Origin of the sequence: Microcoleus sp. S1D4 (genome assembly GCF_036700765.1) — a bacterium.
Lineage (GTDB): Bacteria > Cyanobacteriota > Cyanobacteriia > Cyanobacteriales > Microcoleaceae > Microcoleus.
In genome coordinates this window covers 22,052-39,828 of record NZ_JAUBPP010000011.1, presented here as the reverse complement: position 1 = coordinate 39,828, position 17,777 = coordinate 22,052, and the positions used below count along the sequence as shown (strand labels likewise).

Genomic DNA, 17,777 nt, shown 5'->3' with positions numbered 1-17,777 from the left:
GATTCGTCTAATATAGACAATTGGTTTCTCTGACCCGGTAGCGCTTGCTACTAACTATTTGAGCACTTACGCACGGGTGCGTCGAAACAGGGTTTTTTCTATGCGCCTCATTCGCACTCACCCACAGAAGGAGTAAAAAAACCCGGCTTCTAGGTGTGTGGGTGCGTCCGGGACTGTATTTTTGTGCGATCGCACCCGGTTTCTGCACAAGTCCTGAATATAACTGTTGTTTGACTTGCACAAACTCTCTCTAGAGTCGTAAATTGCCCTTCAGGTCAAAAATCAAACAAATTCCCAAACATGAAGCAACTGCCGTTAACCCCTGCTCCAAACCACGATCGCAATCCAGTAAGTCATATCATGTCCGGTAGATTACCATCACAAAAACAGTTCGCGCGTGTGTCCCCGAGTCCGCTCTTATGCAGGCTCTGACTGACGCACGCGCGATCCAATCTGAGATATGTCAATCTACCGGACACGATATCATTCGCCAATCGCCCTCCGCCAATCACATCAGCCATCGCTCTTGTTGAGCCAAGGCACAAAGAGACCGACTGTTTTTGTATCTCAAGAAACAGTCGGCTGCGAAATTACCAGTGAAAATGCTGAGTTTAAGTTTGCTTGTTCAACAATTTCTGCGCTTGTTTGAGAGCTATAGCGCCGACGTTGTAAGCAGCCCAGCCGCCTGCCAACAAGACGGGCATCAATACTATTAGTATGCGCCAATCAAATTCCATGAGTGCTCCTCCTAAAGTTTTTTAACAAATTCTCATAATCTATTTGTATCTCATTTTGTCGCCATTCTCCTTACTCTTCAAGCAAATATTGTCGCGAGTGAAAGTTTCTCCCCGGCACTCGCCGGCGCAATCGGGGACATCGTTTCGCAAGCATGGAGCTCGAAACTATTGCATCCGGGCCGACCACCGACACACCCATTATCCTACAATCTGTTTGGCAATCCCTTCCACCACCTTAGTTAGAGGGTCATTAGGGAATTGGAGTGCAAACACCCCCTTACTCGCTAGCAGCATCATTTTCTCGCTGTGGGGCAGCACCCCGCCAACTGGGATGTTGTAAATACTCTCTACTTGCTGCTTCAAATCCTCAAAATCCAGAGATTCTGGGGCTTTGTTGATCGTCATCAAAATCCTAGGAACTTCTAATTTGCGGGCCACATCTACCGTGACAGCCGTTCCCTGAAAATCTTGCTGATCCGGACGCAGAATTAGCAGCAAAATGTCGGAAATGGTGATGCTGAGCAGGGTTTCTTCGTTGAGCCCAGGGTGCGTGTCGATAAATAGGTAGTCTAAATTCAGAACGTCTATCAGTTCTTGAAAGCCGTCGGTAAGCAGTCCCACGTCGTAGCCTTCGCGCAAAACTCGCGCTATCTCCCCTGCTTTAATGCTCGAAGGAACGAGGAAGAGGTTGCCGTTATTCGCTAATTTTGGTATCAACTCACTCACATTGTAGGCCGTTTCGGCGATCGGACATCGGCCCCACAGGTAATCGTTCAGGGAGCGATCCATGTTGCTCTCGCTGAAACCGAACAGTACGTGAATCCCCGGCGATTGAATGTCTGTGTCTACAATGCCGACCCGATTTCCGTCGCGAGCGATAATAGATGCCAGGTTTGCAGTCGTGTTCGATTTGCCAGTGCCGCCCCGGTAAGAGTGAACAGAGATGATTTTGGACATGATACGCCTATTACAAAGATGGAACAATTATCTATTTAAGTCTAGTCATTTATTGACCTTGAAATTATTTATTATTTTATACTTGTATATAAACAGATTCAGAGCATCTCAATTTGGCAAAAAGCATTTTTTTTGTGATATTGCGATCGTCCACACTCGCCTATTGTACTCGCGCGCGGGGAAGCTCGCACGCTCAACTGCCAAACTGAGATCCTCCCAACAGATTAATGATTTATATCCTATACAAATCGTGTGATATCGTGTCCCCTCGACTAACCATAGTAAAATTAGTTCGTATAGTTCGTAGTGCGTCAATCAGCCTCCGCAACTTAAGAGCAGACTGAAGTACCCACTACGAACCGTTTTTGTTATGGTAATCGACCGAATATGATATGAACCGACGTTGCTGCTAAGCAACGAAAATTTAATAACTTAAATATCTGCCACACTCCTCTGTTTCCCAAAGCAGCGATGCAAAGAAAGGCTCTTCTTCGCCCCAGCAGCACGATCGGGATCTTCGACAGTAACAAGTAACGAGCGACAGTTATTTAATTATCATTTCGTTCGTAGTGGTGACTTCAGTCCCCACTACGAACCGTTTTTGTTATGGGAATCCATAGGACATGATATCCTTCGTAAATTTACCATCAATCAGACTCTATAAACTCAGGAATTAATGAGAGGTATAAACGGAAAAAAACAATGATTTGGATGCAACTTCAGATGCCGTCGAATAGTCTGTCAATCTTCCTTTTGGACAAAATCTTCTTTGTCTGTTAAACTCTCAATCTTTTCCTCTTTGATCTTCTTTTCAGCCGCACGGCGTTGCCGCATCTGTTTTGCCTTCGCTTGCAAATCGTTGAACTCTTCATCGGGTTTGGTTTCCCTTGAACTAGCGCCGTTTTCGGTATTGTTCACATCGGTTTTTGAGCCGCTTTCCGATGCAGTCACAGTTTTAGCCACAGTAGCGCGCTGCTTCTGCTGTTTGGCTTTTTTCTGCAACTGAGCTAAATATTCGTCTGGCTCACTTTCGGCCTTGGGAAGCTCTGCAGCACTTGCTGTTATTTCTGGCAGTTGGGAAGGTGCTGGTTGAGGGGTTTCTTTTTTGCTAACTCTCAGTTTCTCTTTCTTTTGCTGCAATTCTTTAAAGAAATCAGATTCTGTGATTTCTGCCACCTGCTGTTCTTTTTGGGCTTGGTCAATTTCGATTTTGAATACTTGTTTTACTCGATCGCTAATTACTTTCCCGTATCCGGCTTTATTAAATCTGTCTGCCGATACAATGCTAGCACCAGTTAGGATTAATCCTAAAACTGGCGCTGCCACCGGCACCCACCCTCCCAACAGAAAAATCCCAAAGCCACAACCGCCACACACCAACAGCAGTGCTCCAAATGTCCCCACCAACTGCGCTGGGTGAGCCATCCGCGATGCTACTGTTGCTCCCACAATTGACCATCCCGAAAGCCACAGAATTTCTGCCCATTCCGGCCAAAACCAAAACATCGGTTTGTTGTTTAAAACAGCACTCAAAATTTGGCTGACTACTTGTGCGTGTGCCACAATACCGGGCATGAATTGCTTGTCTTGCCGCCGCCCGCTGTAAGGAGTATAAAAGAAATCTTTAACGGTTTCTGTGGTGTAGCCGATCAATACTATTTTATCTTTAACTAAATTAGGGTCAACTTTCCCTTCTAAAATATCCGTAATTCTAACTTGGTTGGCGAGATTCTGCCGGGAACGATAGTTAATTAATATTTGATATCCCCTGACATCAGCATTGCTGTATCCTCCATCATTGCTTTCTAGTTTTTTGACTTGAGTTTTTCCTAGCCATAAAGATTGATCGGGTGCCAGTTGAGGATAAATTTTTTGTCTTTGCAAGTAGTTGAGTGCTAGCTGGAGGTTGAAGGAAGCTAAAACTTGAGAATTGTCATTGCAAAGATGTTTTTCTACCGTGGAGTTGCCCTCAATTTTTGGCGGTTTCATAAATAATAAAGCCCTCCGCAGTATGCCACCGGGATCGACTCCAAAATCTGCAAATCCCACCCGGTTTTCTGGTATCCCCGGCGGTGGCGGAGAACCGGGACTGTCTGGATTCCCGTCGGTGACTAAGCATACCCCGATTATTTTGTCGCTCTTTTGTAAAATTTTAGTTAGTTCGTCGCGCCCGTCTCCTAAAGGTACGTCTCGCAGTACATCTAAACCGATGACTGCAGGCTGCATTTTTTCCAGTTTTTGTAAGATTTCAGCTATTTTGCGATCGGATATCGGCCACTGTTTCAGTTTCTGAATGTCTGCTTCGGTAATTCCCACAACTAGCAAGCGCGAGTCCGGCTTTTCGTCGGGACGCCACCTCAGCATTTGGTCGTAAGCGCTTAATTCTAGCGGTTCGAGTATTCCTAGCTGTCTGACACCCATCAAGGATATTGTGACTGCCGCGCTGGCAATTAATACAGATTTAGCAAATGCTAGTGATGGTTTATACAGTTGACTCAATTGAGTTGCTGCCGATCGAATTTTATGAGATATTTTATTCATTTATTTCAGTATCCAAGTTTGAATCGTTTCACCGCACAGCAGTTGTTTCGCTGGCAGCCGCCGGCAGCGCATACTTCCTCCATCTTAGAAAATCCGGAAACTCCGACCGTTTTGTAACAAAAATTTACATTTTGCGGCGACAGAATGTGTATGCAATGATACTCGCGACCTCGACAGCCGGATTTTGGGGACGGACAATCGACTTGCCGATCGAATTAATTAATGTTATGGATGATATGTCAAGGTTAAAATTGTGTATCTGCGCCCTAGATCAACCGCTCAAAAATATTTGTCGCCATCAGCGAAAGCCTGTGTTTGCAATATTATAGTGAAAGGTACAAAAAAATGAAACGTTTTCAACATCTAGCTACACTGGGGATCGGCTTCGCTGCGATCGCACTTACCGTCCCCAGTTCCCTCGCAGGAATGCGGGCACAATCCCGGCCGATAGTGCTGAGTCAGAATGTTAATTTCAAGCCCCCCGATGTCACAGCCCCCGGCAGCCGACAAGGAGGGACGCATCGCGGCAGCAAGCTTTGTCCTGCGGGTTTATCGATTACTCCCTTAGTGCCTCCAACTAATATCGGTTTAACTCTCACAGAGTCTCCCACAATTTTTGTCTACGTTCCTAAAACCTCAGCAAAAATAGAGTTTACTTTGCTGACCGACAACGAAGAGAAAGTAGTCTACGAAAAAACATTTAAAACTGACAAATCCGGGATTGTGGGAGTTAGCGTTCCTGCTAGCAGCGATAACAAGAAATCCCTGGAAGTTGGCAAGCGATACGTATGGTCGTTTTCAATGGTATGCGACCCCGAAGATCGATCGGCAGATTTAATTGTTAAAGGATTCGTACAGCGCATAGAACCCCAGGGAACTCTTAAAAGCGATTTGGCAAATTCCGACCAAATGACTAAGCTCAACGTTTACGCTAAAAATGGGATTTGGTACGAAACTCTCGCTACCCTAGCCCAAATGCGCCGTCAGACACCAGGGGATACGAAGCTGACAGCCAAGTGGACGCAATTATTGCAATCCCAAGGACTCGAATCAGTGGCAACTCAACCGCTAGTTGGGCCTCTTTAAAACTCGCCATTTCTTAAAGTTTTGTCCGTCTGCTGGTGGCGACGTGAAAAATGACTTTCTTTACCCGATCGCGCCCCAAGTCAAAAATACCGGGCGCGAGGGGGAGATGGGGAGATGGGGAGAGGGGGAGATTGGGAGAGGGGGAGATTGGGAGAGGATTTTTGATTGATCGTCGAAATCTACAATTTAAATGCACAACAGCTTACCAAACCTCTAGCACTCACCCACAAATTATGTAGAAATACATCTGCGTAAATCTCCGTTAATCTGTCTTAAATCTGCGGTTGACAGACTCCATCAAAAGCTTGTGCTACGCAACTTTTTCACAAGCCAAATTTGAGCAACTAATGACTGCCAAATGATTGCACCATCACCCAATCTAAAATCTAAAATCTAAAATCGACAGACTGATGACTAATAAATTTCCTACAATTCTAGCTCTTGATTTTGACGGTGTGATTTGTGACGGACTAATCGAATATTTCCAAACAGCTTGGCGTAGCTACTGTCAAATTTGGAAACCAGCCGAAACAGTCCCCGATCCAGATTTAGCTTTGAGTTTTTACCGAGTGCGACCCGCCATCGAAACCGGTTGGGAAATGCCCCTGCTGATCCGCGCGCTGGTGACAGGAATCACCCCAGAGCAAATCTTGCTGGACTGGCCCAATATTGTCCCGCATTTATTGACCGAAAATAATTTAAAAGCCCAGTCTGTCAGTGCTATGTTAGATGGACTGCGCGATCGTTGGATTGCTGAGGATTTAGCTGGGTGGCTGTCTTTGCACCGCTTTTATCCAGGAGTAGCCGATCGCCTGCACTCGTTGCAAGAGAGTTCGGTCAAAGTGGCGATCGTCACGACCAAGGAAGGCCGTTTTGTGGAGGAACTTTTGCAGCTAGCGGGCGTACAAATGCCGTCAGAGTTGATTTTTGGCAAAGAATACAACAAGCCGAAACACCAAATTTTGCGGGAATTTTTGGCAGCTTCAGGCAAAGATGCGACTATTTGGTTTGTGGAAGACCGGTTAAAAACTTTGCTATCTGTGAAGCAGCAGCCGGATTTATCTCAGGTGAGGTTATTTTTGGCTGATTGGGGTTACAATACTTCGGCCGAACGGGAATCGGTGGCTCAAAATCCACCAGTTCAATTGCTTTCTCTGTCTCAGTTTGCCGGAGATTTGGCCGATTGGCTCCCCGACGAATATTGATGTTAGACTTGTTGGCAATTAGGTTTTTTTTCTGTGAGCAGAGTCAAAAAAAATTTTGAAATTTTACACTTTTTTGGTTGACTTTTGCGGCGCTGGTATGGTATTTTTATATAATGGGATGGTTGCGTAAAAAATATTTTTGCATATGTTTCGATTATAATATAAACATAACATAAACTTCCCAAAAAATCAAGGATACCGAAAAAAAAATCGATTTTTTTTCTGACGAGCGTAATAAAATAGGTTCGATCGTTCGGAATACCAGTCCTTCTTTTCCAAGTTCTCCGCATCGGAATGCCAGTCCATCTTTTCCCAAGGACTTACATTCCGATGCGGAAAAGCAATCTGAGGCTTAAAACCAATGCTCGATTTAACTAAAGCGGCTAAGGCAATGCACGGAATGAGCCAACACTTGAATGTGGAAGCGGCTGCGGCTCGCCAACGCTTGGAAGTGGCTCAGAATTTACTAGCAAAGGCCGCAACTGGACAGGACAATTTGGTGGAATTGCAAGAAAGTTGGCGCGATCGCACTTTATTCAATGCTGCAACTCCGATCGAGCCTTTGGGCGATCGCACCTACATCACCGCACCCCCCGCCGCCCACACAGTATTTGCCACAGACGGCTCGCAAATATCGCCCAACCATCACGAAATCGCCTACTGCTACCTGCTAAACATCGGCACAGTCATGCTGCACTACGGCCAAAGCCGCCACCCAGTTTTAGATAGCGTGCCCGAGGTTTTCTACAAACCCGAAGACTTGTATGCTTCGCGACAGTGGGGAATTAGAACCGAAGAATGGATGGGATACCGGCGCGCAGTTTCCGAAGCAATTGCTTTGGCAGAAATGGGCTGCGATTGGGCAAAAGTTAACGACGATAAATTGCCCGCGCCAGCTTTAGCAATGGTAGACGGTTCCCTGATTTATTGGTTTTTGGAACAGTTACCCAGCGAAGCCCGCGATCTAATTTTGCAGCCAATTTTAGAAGCTTGGGACAAATTGCGCTTAGCAAAAATTCCCCTATTAGGATACTTAAGCGCTTCTCGCAGTAGCGAAACCTTATCTTTTTTGCGCTTTCAAGCTTGCACCCACGAAGTACCAGACTGCATGACAAACTGCCCGAACGTCGGATTTGCCGCCACAATTTCTTTCGCCGAAAAAGCACCTTGTCAAGTATTTGAACCCTTGCGCGATGCCATTTTGTGGGCAACAGTCCTCTCGCCCGGACAAAGAAGCCCCTTGTGGAAATCCCAAGCTCGAATTTTAGATTTATACGGCCTGAATACCGTCTATTTTTGTTACGTTCACGTCGGCACAGAAATTGCTAGAATAGAAGTGCCGGAATGGGTAGCAGAAGATGCAGCACAGCTAGATTTAACCCTAGGAATGATGCTGGCTCAAGTACACAAAGGCGGTGGCTATCCCGTGACGCTGGCAGAAGCTCACAACCAAGCAGTTGTCACTGGGGGCGATCGAACTCGCTTTTTCGCTTTGTTAGAGCAGCAAATGATTAAAGCAGGCTTAAAAAATGTCGGAATTTCTTACAAGGAAACCCGGAAACGTGGCAGTATTGCTTAAATTTAAAATTAGAGTTAAAAATGTTATATGCCCCTAGAATTAATCATTTTAATTGCTTCCTTGCTTGTATCTTGGCTAGTATTTAATTGGGCTTTTAAAGTATTGAAAGCTAGCATCGGTACAGCAATTGCTTTAGCAGCAATTGTGCTGGTGATGCAGTTATTATTTGGCATCGGGCCAAATCAACTTTTCCAACATATAACTCACTTGCCGGAAACCCTTCGGAAAATAATTTTTGGCAAGTGATTCGATTTGAGATTTGAATTTTTTGATTTGTTCTCTAACAATACTTCGGACAGTTTTTTAACGGCCGTGTAAGCCTTACAGAGTAAGCCCTGCCATTTTTTACGCATTTTCTGAAACTTAGGGCTGAACTCAAACATTGAAAAAAGAGTCTAGTCTATAGCCCGCAAGGGTTTCGGAGACTCGACTAGATATAAAACTGTCCGAAGTATTGCTCTAAGAAACTAAAATTTAATATAGCCTTTCTGTGCTCTCATAGGAGGTATTATCTGGGATAGGGCATAGGGCATACCTCACTTGTTTGAGAACCGCTATAAATTAAATCTGCAACACTCCTCTCTCCAGAAGCTGAGGGATAAAGAGAGGCAGAGCCTGCGCACCTGCATTACCAGGCAGAGCCTGGTAACGAGCCAAATCTTCCCTCTTCCTTCTTCCCTCTTCCTTCTTCCCTCTTCCCTCTTCCTTCTTCCGACGGACTTACATCCGTTACATCCGTTACATCCGTTACATCCCGTACATTGCTCGTTGCCGAACTTCCTTCTTCCTTCAGATATTAACTTCCCAGCATTTGCAACTTGTACAAACTGGCATACAACCCTTCTTGCTGCAACAATTCTTCGTGGGTTCCAGACTCTACTAACTGTCCGCGTTTGAGCACCAAAATACGATCGACATTTCGGATAGTCGAGAGCCTGTGGGCAATGATTATAGCCGTTCTGTCTTCCATCAAACGCTCCAAAGCCTCTTGAATTAAAGCTTCTGTCCCCACATCCAAACTAGCAGTAGCCTCGTCTAGAACTAAAATATTGGGATTGCGAATCGCCGCGCGAGCAAACGCTAGTAATTGCTTTTGTCCCCCCGAAAGATTCGTTCCCCGTTCCCGCAATTGCGTGTCATAACCTTGAGGTAACTGTTCGATTAAACGAGCAACATTAGTCTTTTCTGCTGCTGCTTCAATTTCCTCAATAGAGTAATTTTCTCCCAGGCTAATATTGCTCTTCACATCCCCAGCAAATAGAAAGCCATCTTGAATAATCACGCCTACGTGTCGGCGCAATTCTGCTTGAGGCAAATCGCGAATATCCACACCATCGATGAGAATGCGTCCTTGCGTCGGCTCGTAAAGGCGGCACAGGAGACGGATAATCGAACTTTTGCCCGCACCGGTGGGGCCCACCAATGCTACTTTTTCGCCGGATGCGATCGTAAAATTGAGGTTTTGCAGGACGTGTTCGTTATCTTTGTAGGCAAACCACACATTGTCAAATTGGATTTCTCCTGATGCGAATTTATTCGATTGTCGATGGTCGATGGTCGATGGTCGATTGTTGATTGATAGACGATATTCTGAAGTTTTGGGACTTGGATTAGTCTCTACCAATTCTGGCTCAGTTGAAGATAAGTTATAGGAAATTGTCTCAGGATGACCGGTAATTAACAGCGGCGAATAATATTCCCTTCTTCCCTTTTTCCTCTTTCCTCTTCCCTCTTCCCTCTTTCCTCTTCCTTCTTCCTTCTGCCCTCTTCCTTCTTCTGTCTGTACGATAGTTCGATCTTGAATTTCGATCGGTTCGTTAAGAATATCGCTAATCCGTTCGACAGCGGTAAATCCTGCTTGAATCGCGGTAAATTTCTCGGCAAATTGCCGCAACGGATCGAAGAGACGCTGAGCAAATAAAATAAATGCCGAGAGAGTACCAAAGTTAAGACTACCTTGCAGAACTTTTTCACCGCCCAGCCACAAAACGGCTCCAATTGCCACTAAAGCAATCCATTCCAATGTCGCAGATACCGCAGAGTCATAAAAGATTGTGGTGTCAACTGCTTTGATGTAGCGTTTGTTAGTGACTCTAAACAATTCTGAGTTGAATCTTTCGCGGCGGAATAGCTGCACTACGCCAATACCAGTCAGGTTTTCTTGCAGTTGGGCGTTAAGATCGGAAAGTTCTTCTCTGGTAGTGTAATTTGCTCGGCGATATTGGTTTTGAAAATAAACGATTAGTGCAGTAATTGGTATCATGATTGTCACCAACATTAAAGCTAGTTGCCACTGCATGGTAAACATGAAAATGGCAATTACTAAAATTGAAAATAAATCGCTGACAATCCCGATCGCCCCGCTCGAAAATACCTCTCCCAAAGCTTCGACATCGCTGGTGAGGCGCGTCATCAATTTACCGACAGGAGTGCGATCGAAAAATCTCACTGCTAGCGATGTGACGTGGGCGAACAAATCATTTCTAATATCAGTTGTAATTATTTGCCCTACTTTCGTGACTAAATAGCCTTGAACTGATTGCAGTCCCAATCTAAATGTTATAGTTAGCATCAGCAAAACTGCTAACACGTTTAATGCAGTAGATAAAGGCAATCCCCGCAAAAACTCATAGGTAGGTTCCGCTCGAATTACCGAAATTGCCTGTCCGATCAGAATCGGTTGAATTGCTCCTGAGACTGCTAGCGGTACTAATAGTGCGATCGAAATAATCAGCAAGCGTTTGCTGCGGGTTGCGTAAGATGCCAACCTCATGAATAACCGCCAGTCTGTTTCCTGGCCGGATTTGTTTTTGGTATCTGCTACTGGTGAGGAAATGGTCATTGATGGCAAAGACTGTAAAATAGATCTAACTAATAATTCTAACAAATAGAATCAATATCTTGCACAAATATCAGCAAACAGCAGTAAACAGTAGGTTGGGCCCTAGGAACGAATCCCAACCAAAATGTGGTGTTCTGGCGTTGCTGATTCACGGTATGAATCAAATTTTTGCGATATCACAAAGCTCACCATACTTAGCTTATAGCAATTGGGAAATCTTGAATTCATATTTGTATTCAGCAACGGCACATTACTAACCTTGCAATTTGTCATTGTTACCTGCTAACAACTACGAATTTCTTTGCAATTGCTTGTTAACCTTGAGAATCTTCTTAGCAAAATACTCTTTTCGGTGTCCCAATCTTTTCGCTACTTCCAACCCTTTTTGATAGGATTCCAAAGCTTTATCGTAAGCCTTCATTTCCTGATAAACTTGACCGATATTGTCGTAAGCATTCATCAATCCGTACCAATTGTAAGCCCGCTCTTCCAACAGCAACTGCATTTGATAAATCCGCAAAGTCGGCTCCCACTGCTTTTGCGCTCGGTAAAGCAATGCTAATTTGTCTAAAGCTTCGCTAGCCTGAGCGTACTGTTGAATGGGAACAGCTAAATTATAAGCTTCCTGATAGTATTGAGCTGCTAAGTTGATTTGACCTATACTTTGGTAATCGGTGGCGATCGCCATTTTTAGCGGCGGTATAGCGCTGGGGTTTTGCAGGTTAAGATACACGGATGCTAATTTTTCCCTGGCTGCGATCGCCTTTAGGGGCTGTTTCGACTGCTGGTAAACATAGGCCAACTGTCTCAAAGCATCCACCTCAGTTGGAGCAGTTACAGGCTGCGGCGGCGCGCCGTTTCCCGCCGATAAAACAGAATTTTGTACCCCAGCATTAGCCGCAAATAAAGCGCGGTTTTCCTGAATTAAACTTGCCAATTCCTCATACACGGGAGCAGCTTTTTCGTAACTGAGCCAATTAATGTGAATTAGCCCGATCGCCTTTAAAATCCGACCCTCAGCCAATATATCTTGGTTTTGGCGCGCATTTTCGAGAATTTGTTGGTAAACTTCTACAGTCGGGCCCTTAGCCCGCACCTGGCTAAAAGCCGCAGCCAAAGCCTGGAGCAAATCAAGATCGATCGGTACTTGCGATTTCAGTTGTTTGTAAATTGCTTCCAGCCGTTTAGTAATAAGCTGTAGTTCGATGTTTTTACTGCTACTCCAAGCAACACTTCCTACCCGACTCAAAGCAGCAATTTCCGCCGCCGGGCCCAGATACCTACGCAGCCGCAATTCTCGGAACCAAATATCAAAAGCACCAGCCCCATCTCCAGCTTGTAGTTTAGCCGCTGCTTCTAAGTTTAACTGTTCCAAAGCCGCTGTCAGTTCGTCCCGCTGACTGCTGCTCAAAGGCTCACTGGCGGGAGCTAGCGGATCGGGGGTGGTAATTTCTAGAGGATTAGGAGAAAATTGATCGAGGCCCGGTGGATTAGTTTGGGCGCTAGCAATAGAACCAGCACACAACCACAAAAAAAGCAAGCACCCAATTGGTACAGAATTTCTCATAAAAGAAATATGACTACCGCGATTCGGCATCTGGGCTCGAAACATCAAATTTTGCATATCTACAAAATGGTATAAATTATGTCACAAAGATGGCACAAAAGCAAACTGTTCAACAAGAGCAAGAAAATAAAATTTAGCATACTGAGCAATTATTGGGATTTTAAGGCGCTGGGCGATCGGCTTTTGCGCTTATTCAGTTTAACCCTAATTCTGTTAACCATATGCACCGCTTGCGCGCCTCCTGCAGTTGCTAAAGACCGCTCTTTTCCTGAAATGTCCCTGGAATTTTTGGGAGAGTATCAATTGCCAAAAATGAATTTTGAAGGAACACCAGTCGGCGGCTTGTCAGGAATTACCTACGATCCAAAAGGTATTAGTGGCGTGACTTCCAAAGCTTATCGATTTTACGCTCTTTCCGACGACAAGAGCGAAAACGGAGAAGCCAGATTTTACAGTCTCCGACTCGATCTCGCCTCCAGCGATCCAGCAAGTATTCGCCTGAAAAAAGTTGCCGTTGAAAGCGTTACCTCCCTCAAAAAAACAGACGGTGAAACCTTTGCTTGGGGTTCCATAAATCCCGAAGGCATCGCCCTTTCTCCCCGCAATTCAGTATTTGTCGCTAGCGGAGGCTTTACCCATGCTAACATCCCTCCTTTTGTCGGCGAATTTGACCTCACAACCGGGAAATTGCGGGGTAATTTACCTATTCCCAACCGCTACATTCCCGATGCCAGCGACGAACAACAGCAGCAAGGAGTGCTGGACAATTCAGGTTTTGAATCTTTAAGCATCGACCCAGAAACCTTTAGTCCGGGCGGTCTAGATCCGTTTCGCTTGTTCGCAGCGACGGCAGCACCATTAATGCAAGATGCAGACCCGGAACAAGCAAGCAAAATACGCATTTTACATTATATCATCGTCGATAAAACGCCGCAATTAGTCTCAGAAAATCTTTACCAGCTAGACCAAGTTCCCATGAGTTTGTTGAACAATTTAACAGAATTAGTAACTGTTGGCGGCGGTCAATTTCTGAGTTTAGAGCGTTCTTTTGGGCTGTCGGGATACAGCGCTAGAATTTATCAAGTAGCGGCTGGAGCGGCGACAGATACTTCGAGAATCAAGAGTTTTAAAGGAACAATGGCAATGGTCGAGCCTGTGAGGAAAAAGTTGCTGCTCGACTTGAGCGAACTGGGAATTCCGCTGTACAATTTAGAGGGAATGACTCTCGGGCCGCAGTTGCCAGACGGCAGCCAAAGTGTTGTTTTAGTGAGCGATGACAATTTTCATGAAGCAGAGAGAACTCAATTTATTTTGTTGAGTTTAAAAAAGAAAAATTAGATTGTAAATACTCTACTGAACTGTCAAGCGTCTCGTCATTGGAAGTGAAGCGCTCGGAAGCAAAGCAATCATAGGTGTAACAAGTGTTACGCCAAAAAAAAGATTTTTTTCAGAATTCATCAACAATCTGGAAATTATCTGCGTACAAGCTGCCGCGCATTTAAATTATAACTCTGGATGAAAAGGACTTTTGTAATAGTTCTATAGCGGTTCTAAAGCTTTGTGAGGTATGCCCTATGCCCTATGCCCTATGCCCTATACCCTATGCCCTATGCCCACTCCTAGCACCTAATATTACTGAGAAAGGCTATATTGTATATCCAGGGCGGGCTTTGGGGCTTAACTCACACAAGTTGGATTGTTTTTTAACAGACAATTTAACTGCTAACAAGCCGATCTGTCTCGCTCTTCCAGGAGCGAATATTTATACAATAAATCTCTTGTATAACGGCAGTCTTGGCTGTTCGCAAAAGTTAAATTTACAATAGCTTGTTACTTGTTTCCCAAATATCCTGCCATTCCTCCTCCGAAAGTGGCTGCACTTCCAAATCAATCTCAAAACAGCGACAAGCCGCCGCACTCAAAACATCAATTACAGTTGCAATCAAATCATCTCCCCCTTCAGATAGAGGTAATTTGACAGGAATTGATTTTTCGTCAAAAACTCGATCGAACAAACTAACATCCGGTTGCAAGCGCATCGAACCGTGCTGCAGAATAGCATCGCCCCGGCGCAATTGCGCGCTACCAATTAACTTGCAGCCATCGGGCGTAACTAAATCAGCACCCGTCGCAGTACCAAAACAATTCGGATTGTGAATGTAACCCCGTTTAGCTTCCCCGTAGTGCAAGTCTAAACCCATCGCCCTCCAACCCTCAATCAAAAACTCGCAAATAGTCTGATAAGCTTTCAGGCGACTGCTGCCAAATCCTGACCCTACCACTGCATAAGTTAAATCTCCTTGGTGGAGCACGGCGCGCCCGCCGCTAGGCCTCCTCACCAATTCTACAGGCATTCCCTGCCAAGATAGCTGCTCCCAAAACTCCGGCCAGCGCTGCTGGTGGTAGCCCAAGGAAATCGCCGTTGGTTGCCAGGTGTAAAATCGCAGAGTTGGCGGATGTTTTTGGGCTAGATGCTGTTGCAGCAGCCATTTGTCGATCGCCATCTGCAACCTCCCAGACGCTGACAGCAGCGGAATTAAACGCCAAACAGAATTAGCCATCAGTCCCCAGTCCTCAGTTTACAGTCAATAATTCGCAGAATGTTTTAAAATTAGTAACAGTTTTTTGGAGCTGTCTTCAAAGTTGGTGCAAGTTTCAAGCCCGTAGGTGCTTGAGAAATAAATAGCAAAATTAATCGCAGAACCATGAGCAACAGTGTAATTGTCATTAACGACGAAAAATTTGAAACAGAAGTCCTGAAAGCTGAGCAACCAGTGCTTGCCTATTTTTGGGCGAGTTGGTGCGGGCCTTGCAAACTGATCGCGCCTTCGATAGACTGGGTGGCGACCAACTACAGCGAGCTGAAAGTGGTCAAGATGGAAATTGACCCCAATCCTAATACTGTCAAGCAGTATAAAGTTGAAGGAGTCCCAGCACTCAGACTGTTTAAAAATGGCGAAGTAGTGCTTTCCCACGAGGGAGCTATTACCAAACAAACTTTGCTCGGTTTGCTCGAAGGTCACTTATAAAGTTGGGAAACGATGCGGGAGTTGCCAACTCCCAACTCACAACTAGAGCAAGCACAAATATTTTTGAACATCTCTATTTTCTCCTCAATACTCCTCTCAAACTCAGCGCCCTCTGCGCTCTCTGCGGTAAGTCAAAAAAAATCTTGTTCGCAAGCAAATTAAAAGGCAATTTCAAAAAATAGAATAGTTCAAAAATTATAAAAACATTCAATAATATCCTCAACCATTCACAAAAAATATGCAATTTGCCAAACGTTTAGAATCCCTGCAATTTAATGTATTTGCCGATATGGATCGGGCAAAGTCTCTCGCTAAAGCAGCGGGAAAAAAGGTGATAGATTTGTCTCTGGGTTCTTCCGATTTGCCTGCGGCGGCTCATATTACAGATGCGATCGCCCATTCATTGTCAGACTCTAGCACCCACGGCTATTTACTGTTTAACGGGACACGAACTTTCCGGGAAGCTGCAGCTTGCTGGTACGAACAAAAATTTGGGATTTCAGTTAATGCAGAAACAGAAGTGCTGCCGTTAATTGGCTCCCAAGAAGGCACGGCGCATATGCCTTTAGCTGTAATGAACCCCGGAGATTTTGCTTTGTTGCTCGATCCGGGTTATCCTTCCCACGCAGGCGGCGTGTATTTGGCCGGCGGTCAAATTTATCCGATGCCAATATTAGCAGAAAATCAGTTTTTACCAGTTTTTGAAGATATTCCGATGCCCGTGCTGGCTCAGTCGAAGATGATGGTTTTGAGCTATCCTCACAATCCTACAACTGCGATCGCCCCGCTGGCTTTTTTTGAGAAAGCCGTGGCTTTTTGTCGCCAACACGATCTGGTTTTAGTACACGATTTCCCCTATGTGGATTTGGTGTTTGACGATGCCGCAGGGGCGGTGGATGGTGCGCGCGCGGCCTCGGAGGATATCGAGAAAAACCGTAAATTGATGGCACCGTCAATTTTTCAAGCCGATCGAGATAAGAGTGTGGCGATCGAGTTTTTTACACTATCTAAATCCTACAGCATGGGAGGTTTTCGAGTCGGATACGCGATCGGCAACTCCGAGCTAATTGCAGCCCTGCGACAGATCAAAGCCGCAGTAGACTTCAACCAATATTTAGGAATTTTGAACGGAGCGGTCTCCGCATTAACAGGCCCTCAAGATACCGTCAGAAGCAGTGTAGAAACCTTCAAAAAACGGCGGGATAGCTTTGTAAGCGCCCTACAAAACATCGGCTGGGAAGTACCCGTACCCCCCGCTACCATGTACGTCTGGGCGAAACTGCCCCAACCTTGGACATCTGATTCCATCAAATTTTGCACTCAGCTAGTAGAGAGTACAGGAGTCGCAGCTTCCCCCGGTGCCGGTTTCGGGAAATCAGGAGAAGGCTACGTGCGATTTGCCTTAGTCGAGCCACCAGAAATTTTAACAGTTGCAGCGAGCAAAATTGCGGAATTTCTCAATTAGAGTTGCACTGCATTCAATCGCTCTGTTTTGGGCAAATAATCTGCGTTTATCGGCATTGCATCTGCCTTGCATCTGCGGTTTTGCGATCGGCTTTTTTGGATTTAATACCAATTCTTAAAAGTATGGCTACTTTTGAAAATTGGTATAATTTCCCACTACTAGCACTTACGCAAGGGCGATCGTAAACCGGGTTTTTTACAAAATACACAGGTTATAGCCCGCCACAACCATCAAAAACCCGGTTGCAACTCGAAATCCGCAAGTCTTCTGTCGTTATTTCTACCTAAAGGAATAGATATTTTCATACAAGATATGTGAAAATCTATTTTTAGAAATGTTAACGCGAGACATCTTGGGAATTGTCAGTTCCGCTTACCCACTCTAAAAATCCTTGAAATGAATTTTGTCTGGGCAGCGATTGTTCCGTAGCTGCGATCGCGCATCCCAAAAATACCACGCTTCCCAAAATTGCCAGCAGCGGAAAATGCTTGCCGAACCCAAAGTCTCGCTGGAGGCGAGCTAGGGGCCGGCTCTGACGCCTGAGCATTTTTCCTACCGTCATTTGTTTGAGACTAAAAGGATCGCGCACAAAATGACCGCTCCAGCTAATTACCATGTGGGAATGGCAGTGGGGACAAGTGAACAGTCCGCTGACCATTCCAACGGGGCCGAGGACGCTGGAACGGTTGCAAATCGGGCAAGTGACAGAATGGGTGTTATAGGTGGGAGCGTTCATAACTGTTTTTCTGGAGTAAAAAAACTAACAACC

Annotated in this window: 14 protein-coding genes; 7 read left to right on the top strand and 7 right to left on the bottom strand. The window is 45.3% G+C overall.

Translation table 11 applies throughout. From position 1 onward, the window contains the following. Nucleotides 1-611 precede the first annotated feature (611 nt). The 3 genes from QT998_RS13505 to QT998_RS13495 form a co-directional block, all read right to left on the bottom strand. Nucleotides 612-737: a photosystem II protein Y gene (locus tag QT998_RS13505; protein WP_194070524.1), complete on the bottom strand. Its 126-nt coding sequence runs from the start codon at nucleotides 735-737 to the stop codon at nucleotides 612-614. Between the two features lie 198 nt (nucleotides 738-935). Further along, entirely contained in the window at nucleotides 936-1,694 is a 759-nt protein-coding gene (locus tag QT998_RS13500) for a MinD/ParA family ATP-binding protein (RefSeq protein ID WP_333090720.1), read from the bottom strand. A 741-nt stretch (nucleotides 1,695-2,435) separates the two neighbouring features. Further along, nucleotides 2,436-4,235: a CHASE2 domain-containing protein gene (locus QT998_RS13495; RefSeq protein WP_333090722.1), complete on the bottom strand. Its 1,800-nt coding sequence runs from the start codon at nucleotides 4,233-4,235 to the stop codon at nucleotides 2,436-2,438. Between the two features lie 345 nt (nucleotides 4,236-4,580). Between QT998_RS13495 and QT998_RS13490 the strand changes: the two genes are divergently transcribed. From QT998_RS13490 to QT998_RS13475, 4 genes are all read left to right on the top strand, one after another. Further along, nucleotides 4,581-5,321, top strand: coding sequence for a DUF928 domain-containing protein (locus tag QT998_RS13490; protein WP_333114973.1), 741 nt, complete (start codon nucleotides 4,581-4,583; stop codon nucleotides 5,319-5,321). A 410-nt stretch (nucleotides 5,322-5,731) separates the two neighbouring features. Further along, a complete protein-coding gene (locus tag QT998_RS13485; protein ID WP_333114975.1) occupies nucleotides 5,732-6,526 on the top strand; it encodes an HAD family hydrolase in 795 nt (264 codons plus the stop codon). Between the two features lie 361 nt (nucleotides 6,527-6,887). Further along, the gene (locus tag QT998_RS13480) at nucleotides 6,888-8,105 is read left to right on the top strand and encodes a DNA double-strand break repair nuclease NurA (RefSeq protein ID WP_333090726.1); all 1,218 of its coding nucleotides are present in this window, start codon (nucleotides 6,888-6,890) and stop codon (nucleotides 8,103-8,105) included. 27 nt (nucleotides 8,106-8,132) lie between these two features. Further along, complete coding sequence (locus QT998_RS13475) at nucleotides 8,133-8,351, top strand: hypothetical protein (RefSeq protein ID WP_333114977.1); 219 nt, start codon at nucleotides 8,133-8,135, stop codon at nucleotides 8,349-8,351. Nucleotides 8,352-8,901: 550 nt separating this feature from the next. Here QT998_RS13475 and QT998_RS13470 read toward each other — a convergent pair. Both QT998_RS13470 and QT998_RS13465 read right to left on the bottom strand, forming a co-directional pair. Next, a complete protein-coding gene (locus QT998_RS13470; protein ID WP_333114979.1) occupies nucleotides 8,902-10,947 on the bottom strand; it encodes an ABC transporter ATP-binding protein in 2,046 nt (681 codons plus the stop codon). A gap of 289 nt (nucleotides 10,948-11,236) precedes the next feature. Beyond that, complete coding sequence (locus tag QT998_RS13465; protein WP_333218045.1) at nucleotides 11,237-12,514, bottom strand: tetratricopeptide repeat protein; 1,278 nt, start codon at nucleotides 12,512-12,514, stop codon at nucleotides 11,237-11,239. A 78-nt stretch (nucleotides 12,515-12,592) separates the two neighbouring features. Between QT998_RS13465 and QT998_RS13460 the strand changes: the two genes are divergently transcribed. Then, complete coding sequence (locus tag QT998_RS13460) at nucleotides 12,593-13,852, top strand: esterase-like activity of phytase family protein (protein ID WP_333090733.1); 1,260 nt, start codon at nucleotides 12,593-12,595, stop codon at nucleotides 13,850-13,852. A 479-nt stretch (nucleotides 13,853-14,331) separates the two neighbouring features. On the opposite strand, the gene QT998_RS13455 is transcribed toward QT998_RS13460, so the two are convergent. After that, nucleotides 14,332-15,075 carry a lipoate--protein ligase family protein gene (locus QT998_RS13455; protein ID WP_333090734.1) on the bottom strand — a complete coding sequence of 248 codons (744 nt, stop codon included), beginning with the start codon at nucleotides 15,073-15,075 and terminating at the stop codon, nucleotides 14,332-14,334. A 144-nt stretch (nucleotides 15,076-15,219) separates the two neighbouring features. Here QT998_RS13455 and QT998_RS13450 point away from each other — a divergent pair, with 144 nt between their 5' ends. Together QT998_RS13450 and QT998_RS13445 are read left to right on the top strand one after the other, a co-directional pair. Then, the gene (locus QT998_RS13450; RefSeq protein WP_194070951.1) at nucleotides 15,220-15,543 is read left to right on the top strand and encodes a thioredoxin family protein; all 324 of its coding nucleotides are present in this window, start codon (nucleotides 15,220-15,222) and stop codon (nucleotides 15,541-15,543) included. Nucleotides 15,544-15,781: 238 nt separating this feature from the next. Continuing rightward, complete coding sequence (locus QT998_RS13445; RefSeq protein ID WP_333090736.1) at nucleotides 15,782-17,008, top strand: LL-diaminopimelate aminotransferase; 1,227 nt, start codon at nucleotides 15,782-15,784, stop codon at nucleotides 17,006-17,008. A 337-nt stretch (nucleotides 17,009-17,345) separates the two neighbouring features. Here QT998_RS13445 and QT998_RS13440 read toward each other — a convergent pair whose 3' ends face one another. Next, complete coding sequence (locus QT998_RS13440; RefSeq protein WP_333090737.1) at nucleotides 17,346-17,744, bottom strand: hypothetical protein; 399 nt, start codon at nucleotides 17,742-17,744, stop codon at nucleotides 17,346-17,348. Nucleotides 17,745-17,777: the final 33 nt, after the last annotated feature.